This window comes from Micromonospora sp. WMMD967 (assembly GCF_029626165.1).
Classification (GTDB): Bacteria; Actinomycetota; Actinomycetes; order Mycobacteriales; family Micromonosporaceae; genus Micromonospora; species Micromonospora taraxaci.
On sequence record NZ_JARUBK010000001.1, the window covers coordinates 1,018,730 to 1,039,112 of the forward strand.

The 20,383-nt window shown below is 70.0% G+C and carries 16 protein-coding genes; 8 read left to right on the top strand and 8 right to left on the bottom strand.

The window, feature by feature from the left end; genetic code table 11:
* Nucleotides 1-189 precede the first annotated feature (189 nt).
* Together O7631_RS04895 and O7631_RS04900 are read right to left on the bottom strand one after the other, a co-directional pair.
* The gene (locus O7631_RS04895) at nucleotides 190-1,776 is read right to left on the bottom strand and encodes a tetratricopeptide repeat protein (RefSeq protein ID WP_278143200.1); all 1,587 of its coding nucleotides are present in this window, start codon (nucleotides 1,774-1,776) and stop codon (nucleotides 190-192) included.
* Nucleotides 1,773-3,284 (bottom strand): AfsR/SARP family transcriptional regulator, encoded by a 1,512-nt coding sequence (locus O7631_RS04900; protein WP_278143201.1) that lies wholly within the window; start codon nucleotides 3,282-3,284, stop codon nucleotides 1,773-1,775. The genes O7631_RS04895 and O7631_RS04900 overlap by 4 nt, the downstream gene beginning before the upstream one ends.
* Before the next feature lie 703 nt (nucleotides 3,285-3,987).
* Here O7631_RS04900 and O7631_RS04905 point away from each other — a divergent pair.
* The 5 genes from O7631_RS04905 to O7631_RS04925 all read left to right on the top strand — a co-directional run bounded on the left by O7631_RS04905 (nucleotide 3,988) and on the right by O7631_RS04925 (nucleotide 9,799).
* Nucleotides 3,988-6,519 (top strand): bifunctional diguanylate cyclase/phosphodiesterase, encoded by a 2,532-nt coding sequence (locus tag O7631_RS04905; RefSeq protein WP_278143202.1) that lies wholly within the window; start codon nucleotides 3,988-3,990, stop codon nucleotides 6,517-6,519.
* A 76-nt stretch (nucleotides 6,520-6,595) separates the two neighbouring features.
* On the top strand, nucleotides 6,596-7,942 hold the full coding sequence (locus O7631_RS04910; RefSeq protein ID WP_278143203.1) for a glycosyltransferase 87 family protein: 1,347 nt from the start codon (nucleotides 6,596-6,598) through the stop codon (nucleotides 7,940-7,942).
* 41 nt (nucleotides 7,943-7,983) lie between these two features.
* Nucleotides 7,984-8,616 (top strand): phosphoribosyltransferase, encoded by a 633-nt coding sequence (locus O7631_RS04915; RefSeq protein ID WP_278143205.1) that lies wholly within the window; start codon nucleotides 7,984-7,986, stop codon nucleotides 8,614-8,616.
* A gap of 22 nt (nucleotides 8,617-8,638) precedes the next feature.
* Nucleotides 8,639-9,025: a zf-TFIIB domain-containing protein gene (locus O7631_RS04920; protein ID WP_269681808.1), complete on the top strand. Its 387-nt coding sequence runs from the start codon at nucleotides 8,639-8,641 to the stop codon at nucleotides 9,023-9,025.
* A gap of 96 nt (nucleotides 9,026-9,121) precedes the next feature.
* Nucleotides 9,122-9,799 carry a maleylpyruvate isomerase N-terminal domain-containing protein gene (locus tag O7631_RS04925; protein WP_278143206.1) on the top strand — a complete coding sequence of 226 codons (678 nt, stop codon included), beginning with the start codon at nucleotides 9,122-9,124 and terminating at the stop codon, nucleotides 9,797-9,799.
* Nucleotide 9,800: 1 nt separating this feature from the next.
* On the opposite strand, the gene dnaB is transcribed toward O7631_RS04925, so the two are convergent.
* Complete coding sequence (dnaB, locus tag O7631_RS04930; RefSeq protein ID WP_278143207.1) at nucleotides 9,801-11,204, bottom strand: replicative DNA helicase; 1,404 nt, start codon at nucleotides 11,202-11,204, stop codon at nucleotides 9,801-9,803.
* A gap of 397 nt (nucleotides 11,205-11,601) precedes the next feature.
* Between dnaB and O7631_RS04935 the strand changes: the two genes are divergently transcribed.
* Nucleotides 11,602-13,125 (top strand): hypothetical protein, encoded by a 1,524-nt coding sequence (locus O7631_RS04935; protein WP_278143208.1) that lies wholly within the window; start codon nucleotides 11,602-11,604, stop codon nucleotides 13,123-13,125.
* A 132-nt stretch (nucleotides 13,126-13,257) separates the two neighbouring features.
* Here the strand turns inward: O7631_RS04935 and rplI are convergent, their stop codons facing one another.
* The 4 genes from rplI to rpsF all read right to left on the bottom strand — a co-directional run bounded on the left by rplI (nucleotide 13,258) and on the right by rpsF (nucleotide 14,905).
* Nucleotides 13,258-13,704 (bottom strand): 50S ribosomal protein L9, encoded by a 447-nt coding sequence (rplI, locus tag O7631_RS04940; protein ID WP_088987066.1) that lies wholly within the window; start codon nucleotides 13,702-13,704, stop codon nucleotides 13,258-13,260.
* A gap of 14 nt (nucleotides 13,705-13,718) precedes the next feature.
* Nucleotides 13,719-13,958 (bottom strand): 30S ribosomal protein S18, encoded by a 240-nt coding sequence (gene rpsR, locus O7631_RS04945; RefSeq protein ID WP_013289355.1) that lies wholly within the window; start codon nucleotides 13,956-13,958, stop codon nucleotides 13,719-13,721.
* 41 nt (nucleotides 13,959-13,999) lie between these two features.
* Nucleotides 14,000-14,533: a single-stranded DNA-binding protein gene (locus O7631_RS04950; protein WP_197699314.1), complete on the bottom strand. Its 534-nt coding sequence runs from the start codon at nucleotides 14,531-14,533 to the stop codon at nucleotides 14,000-14,002.
* Between the two features lie 81 nt (nucleotides 14,534-14,614).
* Complete coding sequence (gene rpsF, locus O7631_RS04955; RefSeq protein ID WP_036411437.1) at nucleotides 14,615-14,905, bottom strand: 30S ribosomal protein S6; 291 nt, start codon at nucleotides 14,903-14,905, stop codon at nucleotides 14,615-14,617.
* Nucleotides 14,906-15,542: 637 nt separating this feature from the next.
* On the opposite strand from rpsF, the gene O7631_RS04960 reads away from it, so the two are divergent.
* Together O7631_RS04960 and O7631_RS04965 are read left to right on the top strand one after the other, a co-directional pair.
* The gene (locus O7631_RS04960; RefSeq protein WP_278143209.1) at nucleotides 15,543-16,334 is read left to right on the top strand and encodes a deoxyribonuclease IV; all 792 of its coding nucleotides are present in this window, start codon (nucleotides 15,543-15,545) and stop codon (nucleotides 16,332-16,334) included.
* On the top strand, nucleotides 16,331-18,691 hold the full coding sequence (locus tag O7631_RS04965; RefSeq protein WP_278143210.1) for a hypothetical protein: 2,361 nt from the start codon (nucleotides 16,331-16,333) through the stop codon (nucleotides 18,689-18,691). The genes O7631_RS04960 and O7631_RS04965 overlap by 4 nt, the downstream gene beginning before the upstream one ends.
* 109 nt (nucleotides 18,692-18,800) lie before the next feature.
* Here O7631_RS04965 and O7631_RS04970 read toward each other — a convergent pair whose 3' ends face one another.
* Nucleotides 18,801-20,303 carry a glycosyltransferase 87 family protein gene (locus tag O7631_RS04970; RefSeq protein ID WP_278143211.1) on the bottom strand — a complete coding sequence of 501 codons (1,503 nt, stop codon included), beginning with the start codon at nucleotides 20,301-20,303 and terminating at the stop codon, nucleotides 18,801-18,803.
* Between the last annotated feature and the right edge of the window lie 80 nt (nucleotides 20,304-20,383).

The window sequence follows — 20,383 nt, forward strand, 5'->3', positions numbered from 1 at the left end:
CTGACGGCGCGCCGGTCCGACGCCGCTCCTCCCTCACCGACCCGCCGCCGAGGTCGCTGGGGTGACCTGTCGGCGGGTGCGTGTCGACGGACCGGCTCTGCACACGGGCAGAGCCTCCCCCGTTCGCCGATACGGCCGGTAAGTTACCGGGCCGGTCGATAAGAAATCGATAAGCGCTGCTCGGCCGGGTCAGCGCTTCGCGGCGTCGCTCGCGGGGGTGTGGTCGTGAGCTCCGACGCCCGCCAACCCGGCGATGCGCCGCTCGGCATCGAAGCGCTCCGGCACGCCCATTCGTCGGAAGATCGCCAGGGCCCGCTCCCAGTACCTCCGGGCCTCCGCAGGGTCGAGCCCGGCACGGTGTTCGGCGAGGCCGGCCAGGGCGCGGCCCTGCTCGTACGGGTGCGCGATCCTGGTCGCCAACCGCAACGCCTCCTCGTGCATCTCGGCCGCCTCGACGCCCCGCCCCTGCGCCAGCAGAGTGCGTCCCAGTTCGTTCAGCGCAGCCGCCTCGACGTGTCGCTCCCCGGAACCGATCGACAACTTCCGGGCCGTCTCGTGTTCCTGCTGAGCCTCCACCAGACGGCCCAGACCCCGGTAGGCGATCCCGAGATCGTTGCGCACCTCGGCCTCGGCGTACCGGTGGCCGGTGCGCTTCCGCAGGGCCAACGACGCCAGCAGAATCCGGATCGCCTGCGGAAGGTCGCCCATCCGGACACGCACCGCGCCGATGTGGCTGAGCGCGTTGAGGGTGTGGAAATGGTCGGAATTCGTCCGGGCCCACCACAGGTGCAGGCGATGCATCCGCAACGCCTCCTCGTGACGCCCGAGGGCCGTGAGCGCCAAGCCGAGATTCGGTAGCAGGATGGAACCGCCGGCATTCCCGTACAACTTGTGATCACGCAGGCACTCCGAGCCGAGCTTCACCGACTCGGACAGGTGACCGCTCCACCAGTACACAGCGGCGAGGTTCGCCCGGTACCGAGCTGCGTTCGACACGTCCCGCGAGTCGCGGGAGAGGTCGACCGACCGCGTCAGATGGTCGAGCGCAGCCCGCATGTCACCGGTACGGACGTACGCGGACGCCAGATAGTTGTTCATCAACGCCAGCGAGTCGGAGTTCTTGGTCGCCTCCGCCGCCTCCAGCCCGACGCGATGGGTCAGGATGATGTCCTCGAAGTATCCGCGGATGTAGCAGAACCGCCACAGGGCGCGGGCCAGTTGCCAACAGTGCTCGTCGAACCCGGACTCGTGCGCCGATGTCACCATGGTCACCAGGTCCGTGCGCTCGGCTTCCAACCAGTCGACGGTCGCCGCCCCGAGGGCCTCAACGAGTTCGAGCTGCCTGGATGGGTCGTGCCGCACCTGGGACCGGATGACGCCAGGCTCCAGGAGGTCAGCGACCTTCAGGACCGCGCCCAACGTGAAGTCGAACAGTCGAGCCAGGCCGAGGTTGCGGTCCGTCGAGGAGTCGTCGTGCGAGCAGAGTTCGAGGGCGTACTGGCGCAAGAGGTCATGCAGCCGATACCGACCGGATTCCAGGTCCTCCACTAGGTTCCGGTCGACGAGGTCGTCCAGCGTCGTGTGGGCTTCCGACAATGTCAGGCCGGTCAGTGCGGCTACCGCGGGCGGGCTGAAACGGGTCCCGGGATACAGACCCAGGAACCGGAAGACGCGCTTGGTCGAGTCCGGGAGGGGCTCATAGGAAGCGGCGAACGCACCGGTGACGGTGCTTTCCTCCCGAGCCAGGTGGTGCAGCACCAGAGGGTCGCCGGTCATTTGTTCGACAAGGTCCGCCAACCGCGCCGATGGGCCAGCCTGGCACCGGCCAGACGGATCGCCAAGGGAAGATGCCCGCACCGCCGGACCACCTCGAAGGCGGCCTCCGGCTCTGCTTCGACCCTGTCCCGGCCGACGCTGAGGCCGAGGAGATCCACACTCTCCTGCGGGCTCAGCAGCGGGAGCGTTCGCGACGGTCCGACCTCCGGGTGGGAGAGACGTCGTCGCGAGGTCACCAATACGACGGCGCTCGGCTCGGCCGGCAGCAGAGGCATCACCTGCTCGCTACTCGCGGCGTTGTCGAGAACGACCACCGACCTTCGGCCAGCCAGTTCGTGCCGCCACAACTCCACCCGCGCGTCGAGCTCCACCGGAACACGCTCGGCCGGAACACCGAGCTGTCGAAGCAGGACGACGAGGGCACTCGCTGGCTCCATCTGACGCTTCTCTCCGTGCCCGCCGAGGTCCAGGAACAACGCGGCGTCCGGATATCGGTCGGACAGCCGGCGGGCCACGTGCACGGCGAGGGTGGTCTTGCCGCTGCCCGCCATCCCGTCGATGATGTGCACGGCGGGCACCCGCTCCTCGACTCTCCGGGTCTCCGCCAGCAGCCGCGACACCACTTCTTCCCGTCCGACGAAGTCGGTCACCGCTCGGGGCAGGTGATCCACCGGAGCGGTCCGACCCGTCTCTCCGGGCGTCGCACCCCCCTGAACACCAGCCGTGACCGCGGCCGAGCGCCCCGGGCCGACACCGCCCGCATGCGACACCGACGTGACGATCGAGCGGTGCAGGTCCTGGAGGTTGTTCCCGGGACCCACCCCCAGCTCCGTGACGAGCCTCGTTCGGATCTCGTCGTACGTGGCCAACGCCTCCGCGTTGTCGCCCCGCTCGAACAGAGCCCGCATGAGGAGCAGGTAGGCCGACTCACGGAGAGGGTGGCGAGCCACCACGTCACGCAGCAGCGGAATCGCCAGGTCGTCTCGGGCCGAGCGCAGCTGGACGTCGGCGAGAAGCTCAACGGTCAGTAGCCGCTCCTCTTCCGCAGCGACGGTTCGGGAGGTGAGGGCGGGTCCGAGCGGGATGCCTGCGAGCATTGGACCCCGCCACCGAGCCACGGCGCGCTCAAGCAGTTGCCGCGCGCCGTCCAGGTCGCCAGCCGACACTGCTTCCCGGCCCGCGTTGCGTTCCATCTCGAAGCGAAAGACGTCGACGCGCTCCGGATCCACGACGAGTCGATAGCCGTTGCGTTGGCGCTCGATGACGCCGCGTCCAGTCGGGCAGGCTTCGAAAGCCCGGCGCAGATTGGCCGCATAGGTCTGCACATTAGCTATCGCCGATCGCGGTGGGCGATCGGCCCATAACTCATCGACGAGATCGTCCACTGTCACGAGTCGCCCGGGCTGAACGGTGAGCATTGCGAATATTGCCTGTTGCTTGGGTGTACCGAGGTGCAGTGCGCGGGTAGACAGTTGCACCGAAAGGCCGCCCAGAACCCGAATCTCCACCCGCCCCCGCCAGCCCTGCCAGGTATTCAGCCGACCACGCAGCGAAGTCTACGACCCCGGGGGGTGGCGCGCCGCTTACGGGGGGCGATACGAACCATCCTTGGCATCCCGGGAGCGACGTAAGGAGCTGCTCGAATGCCAATCCGGGACAGCATCATGTGGACAGCAAGTTGCGCCGCGGCCTGCTGAAACGCGATTATCCATCCGCCGTCGCCAACGACCCGGCCGGACTGACACCATTACTGCCCCTGGCCAGGGAGCCTCGGGACGCACCAACTCTGCCCGTGCCGACCTTACGCCTGACCAAACTCCGGATGAGGCAACTCCTGACGAGCCTCCAGACTCAAGGAATAGAGCAACCACATCCGCGCCAGATACCGTCCGCAGTTGCAAGGTGCCAGTTGATTCCGACGTCGACGAGCTCAACGCACTCCGTTCAGTGACGATGGACAGAACGTAATAAAAGGGCCCCAACTTGGCTAATCCTGCGCATACCGACATTTATTTGTTCTAGACCGCCCTTCCTTCTCTTACGCTGCCTTTCAAGGAAGACCTCCCGAACTCGGACAGGCACTCCAATGGACAGCACTAGAAGGGGGCAGCGCGATGCGTGGAACCGACTGGAACTGACGAGCTCGACACAGGACTTCTGAGGACCCGGGCAGTAGGCTGCGAGAACGCGCAGACACCTATCGGGAGCGGCATGACCCTTCCTCAGCGACGAGAGACTGAGACCGATCGGCGGCTGTTGCTGCTCGTCGGTCTCGTCGTCGCTGTGGCCGCGGTCATCGTCGCCGCCTCACTCCCGGCCGCCCTGCGCTCGGCGAAGCCGACGACGGCGAACGACGCCGCGGTTCTCGTGATGCTCACGCTCATGATCGCTCTGGGCACGCTGGTCAAGGCCCGCGTACGGATCCGGTCGACGACTCAGTCGATCAGCTGGAACGAAATGGCGATCATCGTTGGCGCGGCCATCGCTCCGACCTCGGTCGTCGTGCTCTGCACCGCTGTCGGGATCGCCATCGCCTCCCTCCGCCTGACACCGATAAAGCTCGCCTTCGGTGTCGGGAAGAACGTCATCGTGGCCTGGGGCGCCGGCACCACGCTCGCGATGACGAACTGGACGTGGCCAGCCACCGGGGCCGCCCCCCTGACGCTGCTGGGTCCGCTGGCGCTCGCCTACCTGGTCGCAGCGTTACTGGACGACCTGCTCGCCATTCCGGTCATCGCGCTCGCCTCCGAGACCAGGATCGCGAAGCACTTCCGCAGCAATCTCGACCTCCGCCTCGCCAGCTTCGCCGTGCGGTTCGTCGTCACGGCCTGCACGCTACTGATCATCCGACTCGACCCCCGCCTGCTGCTCGCGGTTCCGCCCCTGGTCCTGAGCCTGCACCTGGCCTACGCCGCGCGCATCCGGGGCCGCACCGAACAGCAGGCGTGGCAGCGGCTCGCCCGCACCACGGACGCGCTCAACGTGGTCGACCTGGACACCGTCCTCACCACCGCCGTCACCCAGGCCGCCGAACTGTTCTCCGCCGACGAGGTCGAAATCGAGCTGCGCGACGGCGGTCGCACCGTACGCGGCGGCACCGGCGGCATCACCTTCGACGGCCCGACCGGCACCCCCACCAACGTCGACGGCACGATCGTCCCCACCCCACTGGAGGGGCACGACCGGACCATCGACATCGGCGTCCTCCAACTGCGCTTCCACGGCCCGGTGCAACTCTCCGAGCGGGAGCAGTACACCCTGCGCACCTTCGCCTCCGCACTCTGCACGGCCGTCCGAAACGCCCAGGCGTACGCCGAACTCGCCCGGGTGGCCGACGAACACGCGTACGCGGCAGCGCACGATGCGCTGACCGACCTGGCCAACCGTCGGCAACTCCTCGACGAGGGCACCGAGCAGCTGAGCGCCCGGCACGCCGACGGGGTGACGGCGCTGGTGCTAATCGACCTCAACCACTTCAAGGAGGTCAACGACACACTCGGGCACGCCGCCGGCGACCAGGTGCTGGTGCAGGTCGCCGGCCGGTTGCGGGGCGCAGCCCAGCCGAGTGACCTGGTGGCCCGCCTCGGCGGCGACGAGTTCGCCGTACTCCTGCGAGGGCTTCCGGCCCCGGCGGTGGCCGCGCACCGGGCCGAGACGCTGCTCGCCGCCCTGCACGAGCCCTTCGAACTGGACGGCATGCGGATCAGCGTGGAGGCCAGCGGCGGGATCTCCGTCGCCCCGTCCAGCGGTGGCATGGCCGAGCTGCTGCGCCGCGCCGACGTGGCGATGTACCAGGCCAAACGGGCCGGGCAGCGGACCGCCACGTACGCCGCCACGCGGGACACCGCCGACCTGGGCCGCCTCACCCTCGGTGGCGACCTGCCACGTGCGGTCGCCGACCACGAGTTCGTCGTCAACTTCCAACCAATCGTCGACCTGGGCACCGGCGAGGTGACCAGCGCCGAGGCGCTGGCCCGCTGGCACCACCCCACCCACGGCATGATCGACCCGCTGCGGTTCCTGGAGGCCGTGGAACGGTCCGGCCTGCTGCCGGCCTTCGCCGAGGCGATCCTCGACCAGGCGCTGATCGCCGCGGGCAGTTGGCGGGACGCCGGCTTCGACGTACCGGTAGCGGTGAACGTGTCGCCGCGAAGCCTCCTCGACGCGCGGTTCCCGGGCTCGGTGCTGGCCCGCCTGCGCGCGCACGACCTGCCACCGGACCGGCTGGTGCTGGAGTTGACCGAGACACTGACGCTCAGCCAACTCGACGTGGTCGACCGGGTGCTCGGTCGACTACGAGACGAGGGTGTCCGGCTGGCGTTGGACGACTTCGGCACCGGTTACTCGTCCCTCTCCCTGCTCTCCCGAATCCCGGTGCACGAGCTGAAGATCGACCGGAGTTTCGTGACGACGATGGACAGCTCGGCGGAGGCCGCCGCCGTCATCCGCTCCACCCTCGACCTGGGCCGTAGCCTCGACCTGGACGTGGTGGCCGAGGGGGTGGAGAGCGAACCGCAGCGGCGGGCCCTGTGGGAGTTGGGCTGCGTCGCCGGCCAGGGGCACCTCTTCGCCCGGCCGATGCCCGCCGGCACTCTGCTCGCGGCGATGCAGCGGGGCTCGGGCGGCCGACCCGGCGCCCTGGCCGCGCCCCTGCACGACGCCGGTGCGGTCATCAGGCTGAGCCAGAACCGTCGCCAGAGCGGCCGTTCCCGCACCGAACGCCTCCCGCACCTGCCCGCCTGACCGGCCGCGTCCGGCAACGCCGGATCCGACCGGCTCGGCCCGGTGCCGAAGCGGACCGGTCTGCCAGACTTGCGCCGTGATCGCCGACGACCCGACCGCCCGCCGCCGCCGTCGCTGGCACTGGCGGACGCTCGACACCGCCGCCGGCGGACTCGCCCTCGACCTCGGTCTCTACGCCGCGTCGACCGTCTTCGCCGCGATCACCGCGGTCACGTCGACCCTGCTGCCGCACCGGGCCTGGGGCACGATCGCCGCAGCCGGCTACCTGGTCGCGACGCTTGTGGTGACCGCCCAACTGCTGCTGCGCCGGCGCACCCCGACCTCCCCGCTGGTCGGGCTGCCAGCCCGCTGGGCGGTCACCGGTCTCGCCTGGGCGGGCACCGCGCTGCTGCCTCTGCTCTGGCAGAGCATCGAGCGGGCCGGCGGGCGCACCGACCGGGCGCAGGAGGAGGTGCTGGTCGTGGAGCACGCCGGCGCCCGCCTCCTGGAACACGGCACCCCGTACCTCGGACCGGACGCGATCGCCGCCCTCCCACCCGGCGACCAACTGATGGGCTACACCCCGTACCAGCCCGGCATGGCGATCTTCGGCCTACCCCGAGCACTCGTCGACACCTGGTGGACCGACTCCCGAGTCTGGTTCGCGGTGGGCACCGCGCTGGCGCTCGCCCTGGCCGTGCGCGCCCTGCGCAGAACACCTGCCGACCCGGACGAGGCCGACGCCGCGCACCGCCGGAACGCCGCGCTGCTGCGCGGCGTGCAGGCCGCCACCGTACTGCCGATCTGCGCCCTCACCCTCGCCACCGGCGGCGACGACCTACCCGTACTCGCGCTCTGCCTGCTGGCCCTCGCGCTCGCCGCCGCCGACCGACCCGGCCGGGCCGGCCTCGCGGTCGGGCTCGCCGGCGCGCTGAAGCTGTTCGCGTGGCCGGTCGCCCTGGTCCTGATCGTGTGGGGTCTGACCCGCCGCGCCGGCGCGCGGGTCGCCGCCGGCGCGATCGGCCTGCCGGTCGCCGCCCTCCTGCCCGCGATGCTCGTCGACCGCGACGCGCTGACCGAGAACGTGCTGCGCTTCCCTCTCGGCCACGGCCTGGTCACCAGCCCCGCACAGTCTCCGTTCCCCGGCTACCTGATCGCCACCGGGCTGCCCGCCGGCCGCCTGATCGCCGCCGCGCTGCTGGTCGCGGCGGGCGTCGCCATCGCCGTCCGACTCGCCCGCCGCCCGCCCCGCACCGCCGCCGCCACCGCCATCATCTGCGGGTACGGACTACTCGCCGCCATCGCCCTGATGCCCACGACCCGTTTCGGCTACCTGCTGTACCCGCTCGCCCTGCTCACCTGGGCACCAGCCCTGCACCGCCCCACCGACACGCCACCGATCGCGGCTCCCGGCCACCTGTCCGGTCGGGCCACATCCGCGTAACCGCAGGGCGCGGGACCGCGTCAGGGCGTAGACCTGAAGGCATGACGACCTACCGCGACCGGGCCGACGCCGGCCGGGTGCTCTCCGACCGGCTCACCGCACTCGTCGGCGAACCCGACGTCGTCGTCCTCGGTCTCGTCCGTGGCGGCGTACCTGTCGCCCGGGTCGTCGCCGAACGCCTCGGCGCGCCGCTGGACGTGCTGGTCGTCCGTAAGCTCGGAATGCCGTGGGCCCGGGAGGTCGCCTTCGGCGCGCTCGGGCCGGGCGGCGTCCAGGTCCTCAACGACGCGGTGGCCAGCCGTCTCAGCAGCGACGACATCGCCGAGGTCAGCCAACGGGAGCAGGCCGAACTGGAGCGCCGGGAACGGCTGTACCGGGGCGGCCGCCCACCACTGGACCTCACCGGACGCACGGCGGTGATCGTCGACGACGGCCTCGCCACCGGCGCGACCGCCCGCGCCGCCGTCGAGGTCACACGCCAACTCGGAGCCGACCGGGTCGTGGTAGCGGTCCCGGTCGGCGCACAGGAGGCCTACGAACTCCTCGCCGCCGAGGCGGACCAGGTGATCTGCGCGCAACGTCCGCCGGACTTCGGTGCGGTGAGCGTCTACTACGACGACTTCCACGAGGTTTCCGACGAAGAAGTCACCGAGGCGCTCACAGCAACTGCATAGGTCCACCAGGTACCGTCGTGCGATGAGTAGTCTCACCTGTCCCAAGTGTCGCGGAGAAATGCGCCAGTACGAGCGCAGCGGAGTCGTCATCGACCAGTGCGGGGAGTGCCGAGGCATCTTCCTGGACCGCGGTGAGCTGGAGAAGCTCTTCGAGGCGGAGGCCAACTGGAGCCGCCAGCAGAGCGGCGGCGCGCCGTCGCAGCCCGCCCATCAGCCGGCCGGTTACCCGCCGCCTCCGCCGCCCCCGGCGCCCCACCAGCCCGGCTACGGTGCCGTTCCGCCACCGCCGCCGCCCGCTCACGGCTACCCGCCGGCGCCGGCTTACGGCCACCAGCAGCAGCACCACGGCTACCACGGCCACTACCGGCAGAAGAAGCGCAAGGGCTTCCTCGACGAGATGTTCGGCTGAGCCCAGGTCGACCTCGCGCCCGGGTCGATCCACGTGTCGACCCGGGCACAACGCCGGTGGGTGGTGGGTGGAACTCGCCCGTGCCAGGCTGGTCGCATGACCGCGATCCGAGCCGCCGAGGCGTTGGCCCAGGCGTACGCCGGGATCACCGCGGTGGTCGACGGCCTGGATGACAGCGGCCTGCAACGCACCACCCGCTGTCACGGCTGGCTCGTCGCCGACCTGCTCCTCCACGTGCTCGGCGACGCCCAACGCGCGCTTGTCGCACTGGCCAGCCCGGTGGACGGCCCCGCCGACGCCGACGACGTCAGCTACTGGCGTGACTTCCCCGGCGGTGACGACGAGGCCGCCGCGCACGCCTGGTGGGTCCGCCGCTCGGCCGCCGCGTTCGACCGCCCGACCGGCATCGTCCGGCTCTGGCGCGAGACCGCCCCCGCAGCGGTCCGCGCCGCCGCGTCAACCAATCCGCAGGGGTACGTGACCACGCAGGGACACGTGCTGCGCGTACCGGATTTCCTCGCCACCCTGACGACCGAGGCCGTCGCCCATCACCTGGACCTGATCGTGGACCTACCCGACGCGCCGCCTCCGGGTCCACTGGCGACACCTGTCGCGGTGGCCACGATGGACGGCCTGCTCAGTGACGACGCGGTCCGTCCGGTCGCCTGGAGCGACCACGACTACCTGCTGAAGGCGACCGGGCGCGTGCCGCTCACCGACCGGGACCGACTGGAGTTGGGCGAGTCGGCGGGCTGGTTTCCACTGCTCGGCTGAACTAGCCGATGGCCATGTCCACGAAACGCGACAGGTGCAGCTGGGCGGCGACGGTCACGGTGTCGGTAGGGCCATTCCGATGCTTGGCAACAATAAAATCCGCTTCGCCCGCCCGCGGCGACTCCTTGTCGTAGTAGTCGTCGCGGTGCAAAAGGATGACAACGTCGGCATCCTGCTCAATTGAGCCAGATTCGCGCAAATCGGACAGCTGGGGTCGCTTGTCGGTGCGCTGCTCGGGGCCACGGTTCAGCTGACTCACCGCGATGACCGGGCACTCGACCTCCTTGGCCAACAGCTTGAGGCCACGGGAGAGGTCCGCGACCTCCTGCTGACGGCTCTCGGTGCGCTTCGGCGAGGTCATCAGCTGGAGATAGTCGACCACGATCATCTTGAGGTCGTGCCGCTGCTTGAGCCGCCGAGCCTTGGCCCGGATCTCCATCAGGTTCATGCTCGGTGTGTCGTCGACGAAGAGCGGCGCTTCGCTGATCTCGCCCATGCAGCGCGCCAGCTTCGTCCAGTCGTCGTCGGAGAGCTGCCCGCTACGAAGCACGTGCAGCGGCACCCGCGCCTCGGCCGAGAGCAGTCGCATGACGATCTCGACCTTGCTCATTTCCAGCGAGAAGATGGCCGCAGCCTGGTTCGCCCGAATTGCTGCGTTTCGAGCGAAATCCATGCTTGCTGTTGATTTGCCCAATCCAGGTCGGCCCGCGACGATAACAAGCTGGCCGGCGTGCAGACCGTTGAGCAGCCGGTCCAGGTCGCTGAAGCCGGTCGGCACGCCGGTCATCACACCGCCCTGCGCACCCACCGCCTCGATCTCGTCCAGGGTCGGCTGCAACATGTCGGCCAGGATCGCGAAGTCCTCGCTGACCCGGCGCTCGGTGACGTCGTAGACGGCCTGCTGGGCAAGGTCCACGATGTCGTCCACGTCGCGGCTGCCGCCGCTCGCGGTGCCGTAACCCAGCTGCACGATCTTGGTGCCGGCCTCGACCAGCCGGCGCAACACCGCCCGCTCGCTGACGATCCGCGCGTAGTAGGCCGCGTTCGCGGCGGTGGGCACGCTCGCGATCAGGGTGTGCAGGTACGGTGCGCCGCCGATCCGGGCCAGGTCGCCGGAGTCGGTCAGGGCGGCGGCCACGGTGATCGGGTCAGCCGGCTCACCACGACCGTAGATGTCCAGGATGGTGTCGAAGATGGTGGCGTGCACCGGCCGGTAGAAGTCGTTGGTCTTGAGGATCTCGACGACGTCGGCGATGGCGTCCTTGGAGAGCAGCATGCCGCCGAGGACGCACTGCTCGGCTGCCACGTCCTGCGGCGGGGTCTTGTCGAACTGGCCGTCCCGCTGCGCCGGTGGTTGACCTCCGCCGGAGCGTGAATCTGCCCGCATGTCGTCAGTGACCGACACGGGTCCCCCCTCCACTGCGCCGAACCCGGTCCCAGCTCTACCGCTGGGGTACGACGCTTCCGTCCGACCAGGCCGGCCGATCGGGGGCCATCAGGCCGGCGGTCGAGGGCCAACCATACGGACCCCGAGGTCAGAGACTCAACAACGCCGGTGGACGAGCCTCGGGACAACCTGTGGATGTCGGTGGACAGCATGTGCGTGGAGTGTGCACAGCCTGTGGATAACTGTTGGGGAATTCTTCCTCAGAACCGCATGACCTGGGAGAACATGCTCCCCAGCCTGTGGAGGAAGATATTTCGGTCGGCTCTGTGACACGATCGTCCCGTACTATCTCCAGCGAACGGCTACACCTGGACAGCGGATTCCGCTTTGGGTTCAGAAGGGTCACACTCCGGCCGTGAGTTACCGGGACTGGGGGCGCGGGGATGGCAGCCCGCGCGAGCGCCCACCGACCGCCTCGTGGAGTGAGCGCGCGGCGTCCCTTCCGGTTGATCCGTACGACGAGGAGGGGCGCTACCGCACCTCCAGCCGACGGCGTGCGTTGGACCGCGGCCAGGACGAGCCCGTCGACGCCTACCTGCCTCGGTGGGCCCTGGAATCGGGTGTCCGGCACGCCGACGGCGGCGGACGCCACGCTGCCCCGGACGAGGACGAACGCGACACACCCACGTCCGGTGCCGGCCGGCGGTCGGCCGAGCCGGCGGCGGGCCGGCGGCGGGCCGGCGAGACAGGGTGGCGCGAGCAGGCGGCGATCGGCGCCGCACCGGACTCCGACCACACCCGGGAGTGGACCCTCGACCGTCCGCAGGAGCAGGGGTACGCGGGCCGTCGTCGCGCCGACAGCGGGGAGGACGAGCCGGTCTCCGGCACGATCCAGGAACGCCGCCCTCGTCGTGCGTCCACCGGCCGCCCGCAGGTGGTCTGGTCGGGTGGCGATCTGGAGTCCACCCCGAGCGAGCCCGCGCCCGAGCCGGAGGTGCGGCGTCCCACCCGGCGCAGCCGTCGTGCGGCCGAAGAGTCCTGGTCGCGTCCGCCGGCTGACCCGTGGGTGCGGGGGTCCGACCGGGTGGTTGAGCCCGAGCCGACCTACCCGCCGGCTGTGGATCCCTGGGACGCCTCGGGCGTGCACGCGTGGCCCTCGGCGGCCGGCACGGACCTGAGTGAGCAGTGGTCGGCGGTGGAGAGCGTCGGTGGTTGGGAGCGGTCCGACCGCACCGGCCAGTGGGAGCGGTCCGCCATCGAGGACGACCAGTGGGACCGTACGCTGGTGCCGCGGTCCGACCGCCCGGTGGCCGCGGAGGGTTGGCCGGCACGGGACGAGGGGTTCTGGCCCGGCACCCGGCTGGCCGATGACGACCCCCGGTGGATGGATCCGACGACGTCGGCGCCCAGGTCACCGGTGGTGGGCTACACCGCTCCGCGCCCACGTAGCGCGCCCGCTCCGGTCGGTGGAGCGTCCCGCCGTCGGGCGGACCGACCTGCGGTCGGGGCCGCGTCGGTGCGGCGGCGGGTCGAGTCCGCGGCCACCGGTGCGTTCTCTCGGCGTCTCGAGGACGATCTGCTCGACCCGGATCCGGGCGGTTCGGTCCGGCCGTTGCTGTACACGGCCGCCTGTTATCTGGTGCCCGCGATGCTGATCTTCGTCTGGCTGTTGACGTTGGACGGTCAGGCACCGGCCGGATGTGTGACCGACATCAGCGGGGGTGGCTGTGACTCGGCCCGGTCACGCGCGTTGGAGTCGCTTCTCGCCGGCTCGCCACGTTTCGGTCTCGCGTTGGTGAGCAGTCTGGTCGTGGCGGCTCTGCTGCGTCGGGTGGGCACGACGTGGCGCTCAGCGACCATCGCCGTCGCCGCCGCCGTGGTGGGCGGCGGCCTGTCCACGGTGTTGATCAGCGCGGTGACCGGCCAGCCGATCGGATGACCGGCCGGCGGTCTGGGGCTGCCCGGCTCGGCTGTGCCCACCTGCCAGGCCCTGAAGGGGTCGACTGACGACGTACGCACGAGGGCCCGCACCGAGCGATCGGTGCGGGCCCTCGTTGTGGTGTTGCGGACGTCAGCCCTGAACGACGTTCAGGTTGAACGACGCGGTCACCTCAGGGTGCAGCTTGATCTTCACCGGGTAGCTGCCGGTCGACTTGATGTGACCGGGCACCTCCAGCCGGCGACGGTCGAGGACCGGGCCGCTGGCCGCCTTGACGGCGTCCACGATCTCGGCCGGAGTGACCGAGCCGAAGAGCCGTCCGCCGTCGCCGGCGCGGACCTTCAGGTTGACCTTGAGACCCTCGAGCTGAGCCTTGACCTCGTTGGCGTGGTCGAGGTCGCGGATCTCACGGGCCGAACGGGCCCGCTTGATGACCGTGACCTGCTTTTCCGCGCCCTTGGTCCAGGCGATCGCGAAGCCCTGCGGCAGCAGGTAGTTACGGCCGTAGCCGTTCTTGACCTCGACGATGTCGCCCGGGGCACCGAGGCCGGACACTTCCTGAGTCAGGATGATCTTCATATCGGTGCCTCCTCTCAGCGGGTGGTGGCCGTGTACGGCAGGAGCGCCATCTCACGGGCGTTCTTGACCGCGCGGGCGATCTGCCGCTGCTGCTGCGAGGTCACGCCGGTCACCCGGCGAGCGCGGATCTTGCCGCGGTCGGAGATGAACTTGCGCAGCAGCGCGGTGTCCTTGTAATCGATATAGGTGATCCCGTCCTTGTCGAGCGGGTTCACCTTCTTCTTCGGCTTGCGAAGTGCCGCAGCCTTGGCCATTGCACGTGCTCCTGGTTTGCGATCGCGGGCGCTCGGCGCCATTAGAACGGTGGCTCCTCGTCATAATTGGCGCCCGAACCGGCACGCGCGGGAGAGGGAGCGGCCGAAGCCCAGGGGTCGTCGAAGTTGCCTCCGCCGCCACCCTGGTTGCCACCACCACCGCCACCGAAGCCGCCGCCACCGCCGCCGGAGCGGGACATCTTCTGCACCTTTGCCGTGGCGTAGCGCAGCGACGGGCCGATCTCGTCGACCTCGAGCTCGATGACGGTGCGCTTCTCACCCTCGCGGGTCTCGTACGACCGCTGACGCAGCCGGCCCGACACGATCACCCGGGCGCCACGCTGCAGCGACTCGGCGACGTGCTCGGCGGCCTGACGCCAGACGGTGCACGCGAGGAACAGCGGCTCGCCGTCCTTCCATTCGTTCGACGCCTTGTCCATGAAACGGGGCGTCGAAGCGACTCGGAACTTGGCGACCGCAGCCCCGGAGGGGGTGAACCGCAACTCGGGGTCATCGGTCAGATTGCCGATGACCGTGATGGTGGTGTCTCCTGCCATGACCATCTCCTCGCGCACTCAGCGTCTCGTCGTACAGGCTGCCAGAGCCCTCTGACAGAGTCGCGGAGGCTGATCCGGACGAACCGGGGGGTTGAAGGCTTAGCGCATTTCCGGTCGGAGGACCTTGGTGCGCAGCACGGACTCGTTGAGTCGCAGCTGACGGTCCAGCTCGGCCACCGCAGCAGGCGTGGCCTGCAGGTCGACGACGGCGTAGATGCCCTCTGCCTTTTTGTTGATCTCGTACGCGAGGCGCCGGCGGCCCCACACGTCGGTCTTCTCAACCGAGCCACCCGCGGTCCGAATCACGTTCAGGTACGTGTCGAGCGACGGGGCGACGGTGCGTTCCTCGAGGCTGGGGTCGAGGATCACCATGATCTCGTAATGACGCAAGACGTGCTCACCTCCTGTGGGCTAAGCGGCCACGGTCCTTCCGTGGCAGGAGGTCTTGTGTCGCTGCCCGCACGCGCCGAGGGAACTCGGCCGGACGCGGACAACCTGACCAGGATACCCGGTCTCAACGATCATGCCCGGGGTGGTGGGGTCAGCACGCGGACATGGGGACGGGGGTCCACCGTACGACCGTCTGCCGGCCGTTGATGGACCCCCGTCTACGAGGCCGCGAGGCGTCTGGTCCGCATTCCTTGGGTGGGACCTGGGGAGGAACGACCACACCGATGAGGTTGGACCGAAGACGCCCCGCGGAGCTTTATCGTGTTGTTACCTGACGATACAACAGCACTCGTACCTTGTCGGGGGGAAAAGCACAAATTGCCGAGATTTTCATCGGTAGGTGTCTGGGATGCGGGGTCTCCTCCGCCGCGCCGGGCCGCACGGCGGAGGTGACCTCGCTGTCGGCCGTCGACCCTCCGGTCGCCTGCCACGGCGCATCCACGCCGCCGGAGGCACCGGGCACTGGTCGCCGGTTCACACGCATCAACGATCGTCGGTCCGGCCGGTGACGCGACCACCCCGCGACACCGCCCGGCCGTCACCCGCCCGGTCAGGGTCGCGACGTAGGCTCGCTCGCATGCGTATCGGAGCCCACGTCGATTCGACCGACCCGCTGGCGGAGGCGGCCGCCCGGTCCGCCGACACCGTGCAGTTCTTCCTCGCCGATCCACAGGGATGGAAGGCGCCCAAGCCCCGGGAGGACGCCGAGCGGCTACGCACGGCCGAGGTCGACCTGTACGTGCACGCGCCGTACGTCATCAACGTCGCCACCCTCAACAACCGCATCCGGATCCCCAGCCGAAAGCTGCTTCTCGGGCACGCCAACGCGGCCACCTCGATCGGGGCCAAGGGCCTGATCGTCCACGGGGGGCACGTCAACGCCGGGGACGACCTGGCCGTCGGCTTCGACAACTGGCGCAAGACATTCGCGTACGCCGCCGACTCCGGTGGCTTCGGCGTGCCGGTCCTGATCGAGAACACCGCCGGCGGCGACAACGCGTGCGCCCGGCGACTGGACGCGCTCGCCCGGCTCTGGGACGCCGTGGGCGACTACGAGGTCGGGTTCTGCCTGGACACCTGCCACGCCTACGCGGGAGGCGAGGAGCTGCTCGGCCTCGTCGACCGGGTCAAGGCGATCACCGGGCGGATCGACCTGGTGCACGCCAACAACTCCAAGGGCGGGTTCAACTCCGGTCAGGACCGGCACGACAACCTCGACGGCGGCACGATCGACCCGGAGCTGGTCGTCGCGGTGATCCGGGCGGCCGGGGCTCCGGTGGTCGTCGAGACACCGGGCGGTGTGGACGGCCAGGCGGCCGACATCGACTTCCTCCGTCAGCAGCTCGGGACGGCGAGCCCGGCGGCATGACCACCGGACAGCCCGGGCCCGGGAAGGCCCGGCCCACCCCCGCCGGCTCGGACGCCGAGAGCCGGCCTGCTACCGCATCCGCGTCGGGTGCCCCAGCCCGGCCAGCTCGCTCCTCCGACACCCTCTCCGACGAGAGCCCTGCGGCGACCGACAGCACGGCGGCCGCCCCGGCCGTGGACAGCGCCGCGGCCAAGGACAGCGTCCCCGCCAAGGACAGCGTCCCCGGTAGGGACGGCGTCCCCGCCAAGGACGACAACAGCGGCAAGAACGGCAAGGACAGCAAGAGCGGCGCCCCGGCCAAGGGCGGCAAGGCCAACAACATCCCAGCCACGAGCAGCGGGGACAGCAACGGCGGCAAGGGGAGCGAGGGCGGCAAGGACGGCGCCCCGGCCAAGGACGGCAAGGCGAGCGAGGACGCCGAGTCCAGCGCCCCGCCCGAAGACAGCAAGGACGGCGCTACGCAAGGCGCCGCTGCCGAGGCCAAGCCGACGACGACGAAGTGGTGGCGTTGGGCAGGTAAGGGCAGGAGAGCGGGCACTACCGACGGTGACACGAAGACCGACGGTGCGGCCACGCCGGTCGTGGCGGACCGTTGGGAGGCGTTCGCCTCGGCGCCGGAGCCGCAGCCCTCCGTCTTCACCCGGGCGGGTCGTGCCGTCGGCCGTTTCCTGATCCACGAGTGGACCCTGGCTAGCCTCTGCTCGGTGGCGCTGGCCGTGCTGATGACCTGGCCGACCCTGCGCTACCCCCGCTACACGCTGCCCCAGGACTACTGGGACCCGAGCCTGCAGGCGTGGCAGATGGCCTGGTCCGGGCACATCCTGCTGGCCGACCCGGCGCGTCTGTGGCAGTCCAACACGTTCTTCCCCGAGCTGTGGAGCTTCGCGTTCTCCGACACCCTGCTCGGGTACGCCCCGGCCGGCATGCTCGGCAGCGGCCCCGAGGACGCGTTGCTGCGCTACAACATCATGTTCGTGCTGGCGCACGCGCTCGCCACGCTCGGCGCGTACGCGCTCGCCCGTCAGCTCGGGGCCGGCCGGATCGGTGCCGCCGTCGCCGGCGTCAGCTACACGTACGCGCCGTGGCTGCTGGCTCAGGCGGGGCACCTGCACGTGATCTCCAACGGCGGGATTCCGCTGGCGCTGGCGATGTTGGCGCGCGGGCACGGCTGGTCACTACGGCACGGCTATCGACCCGAGCGCCGGCACGACGGGTGGGTCTACGCCGGTTGGCTGGTGGCGGCCTGGCAGCTCAGCCTCGGCTTCGGCATCGGGCTGCCGTTCGCGTACTTCCTGGCCGGCGCGGTGCTGGTCGCTGTCGTTCTCTTCTACGTGCGGCGGCTGCGCACCCGCCAGGCCGTGCCGTTCGGTCGTCGGTTGTTCGTCGCCGACGTGCTCGGCGGGTTGTTCTTCGCCAGCGTGGGTCTGCTGATGGCGTACCCGTTCTTCAAGGTGACCGAGCTGCACCCGTACGCCGAGCGGACCATCGACGACATCAGCATCTTCTCGCCTCCGGCGTCGGGTTTCGTGACGGCACCCGCCGAGTCGCGGATCTGGGGTGGTCTGCACGAGGGCGCTCGCGCCGCGCTGCCGTGGCACCCGGAGATGACCCTGCTGCCGGGCTTCGTGCTGTACGCGCTGGCCCTGGGCGGTTTGTTCTTCTCGGTGTGGCGGCTGCGGCACCGACTGCTGCTGCTCGCCGGGGTGCTGGTGACCATGGCCTTCGCGATGGGCACCCGCTTCTTCGACGGCACCGCCACCTACGTGCCGCTTTTCGAGCACCTGCCGGGCTGGAGCGCGTTGCGTACCCCCGGTCGGTTGATGTTGTGGACCACGTTGTTGCTCGGCCTGCTCGCGGCCGGCGCGGTCACCGCGCTCACCGACCGGGTCCGCGAGTTGACCGCGCAGCGGATCCCGTCGTGGCCGGGGCCGTGGCTGCGGCTGGCCACCCTGCTGCCGTTGCTGCTGGTGACCGTCGAGGGCCTGAACACCACGCCGCACCCGGTGGTGCCGACCCAGCCGGCCGCGATGCGGTCGGCGCAGGGGCCGCTGCTGGTGCTGCCCAGCAACCAGAGTCTGGACCAGCACGTGATGCTCTGGTCCACGAGCGGCTTCCCCGACGTGGTCAACGGCGGTAGCGGCTTCACCCCGCGCCAGCTCGACGACGTTCGTCGGGTGAGCCAGTCGTTCCCCGACCAGACCAGCGTCGACTATCTGCGCACGCTCGGCGTCCGCACTGTGGTGCTGCTGCGCGGCCAGGTGGTCGGCACGCCGTGGGAGATCACCATCGACGCACCGGTCGAGTCGCTCGGCATCAGCCGGCAGGACGTCGGGGACGCGGTCGTGTATCGGCTCTAAGGCGTTTTTCGGGGAGCCCGCCCGGCTCCGGGCGGTCAGGCTTGATCCCTGCGCCGGGCGGGCTCCCCGAAAAACCTGACGTGGTCCGGGCCGCGTTATAGCTGAGGAGTCACGTGGTTGCTGGCTCCCGTGAAGGTTCACTGCTCTGGGGAAGGCGCCAGCGGTCCAGCCAGGGGGCGTCTGGTGCGCCGTCGAGCACGCCGCCGTCCGGATCGTCCCGGTAGGTCGCCCGCACCGCGTCCCGCTCGGGGTGCAGGATCTCCTGGACGACCAGCACGCAGAGCACCACCACTGTGGTCAGCCGGAGCGTCGAGGCCAGCACGAACACCCCCTCCGGGAAGACCGGACGACTGGTCGCCGCCCCGAGCAGTTCGCCGTAGAAGGCGACGAAGTAGCAGACCTCGGCGATCTGCCAGGCCAGGAAGGCGCCCCACTTCGGACGGGCGAGCACCACCAGCGGCAGCAGCCACAGCACGAACTGCTGGGACCAGACCTTGCTGAAGATGAGGAACGCCGCGACCACCAGGAAGGCGAGCTGCGCCAGCCGCGGTCGGCGCGGCGCGCGCAGCGCCAGCACGGCGACACCGAGGCAGGCCAGCCCGAACAGCGCGTACGAGACGGTGTTGAGCGTGGGGATGTTGGCGTTCAGCCACTCGAACGGGCCGAGCTGAGCGGGGTCGTTGCCGACCTTGCCGTCCAGGTAACGGCCGATGTACCAGAGCGTGCCCCAGTCGATGGGCCGGGTGGTGTTCAACTCGAAGAAACGGTCCCAGTTCTCCGGGTACGCGCGTGCGGCCGGCAGGTTCACCAGCACCACGGCGGCGATCGCCGTACCGGTGGCGACGAGCGCGGCGCGGATCCGGTCGGCGCGCAGCGCCAGGACGAGGATCGGCCCGAGGAGGAACAGCGGCCACAGTTTCGCCGCGCCGGCGAGCCCGAGCAGCACCCCGGCCACCGCTGGCCGTTTCCGGGCCCAGGCCAACAGGCCGAAGGCGGCCAGCCCGATGGCGAGCAGGTCCCAGTTGACGGTGGCGGTGAGCACCAGTGCCGGGGCGAGCGCGAACAACGCGGCGTCCCAGGGTCGTCGACGACGAAGGGACAGGATCACCGCCACGGTGGCCACCGCGAGTGCGCCCAGCACCAGCGCGTTGAGGTTGTAGAACCACTGGCCCTGGTTGATGCTCGGGTCGTCGGCACCGACAGCGTGCACCGGCAGGCCCAGCGCCCCCATGAAGTATCCGGTCAGCACCGGGTACTCGACCGGGTGGTCGCGGTAGGGGACCTTGCCCTCGTTGAGCCCTTCGGCGTAGTAGAGGGCCAGGACGTCGGTGTAGCAGAAGCGCGTGTACTGGACGTTGTTCTGCCAGGCTCCGTCCTGACAGGGCGACTTCTGCACCCAGTGCAGCGCGAGCGTGAGGCAGGTCAGTGCCAGCACGATCCGGACGGCGGTCCAGAAGCGACGTTCCTGGCCGGCCGGTCGGTCCAGCGCTGTCGCGTGGTCGCCCAGCGGCCCGCCGATCGCGCTGGACAAGCCGCGGACGAATCCGTCGGAGCGTGACGGGTGGTCGGTGGTACCGGCGTCGTCGATGCCGGGCGTCGACTGGGTGCTCATGAAGAGGCATCCTGCCGTACGACGGGGGTGCCCGTCCCGTCCCAACGCGGAGATCCCGGGTACGAAAACACCGCCGCCGG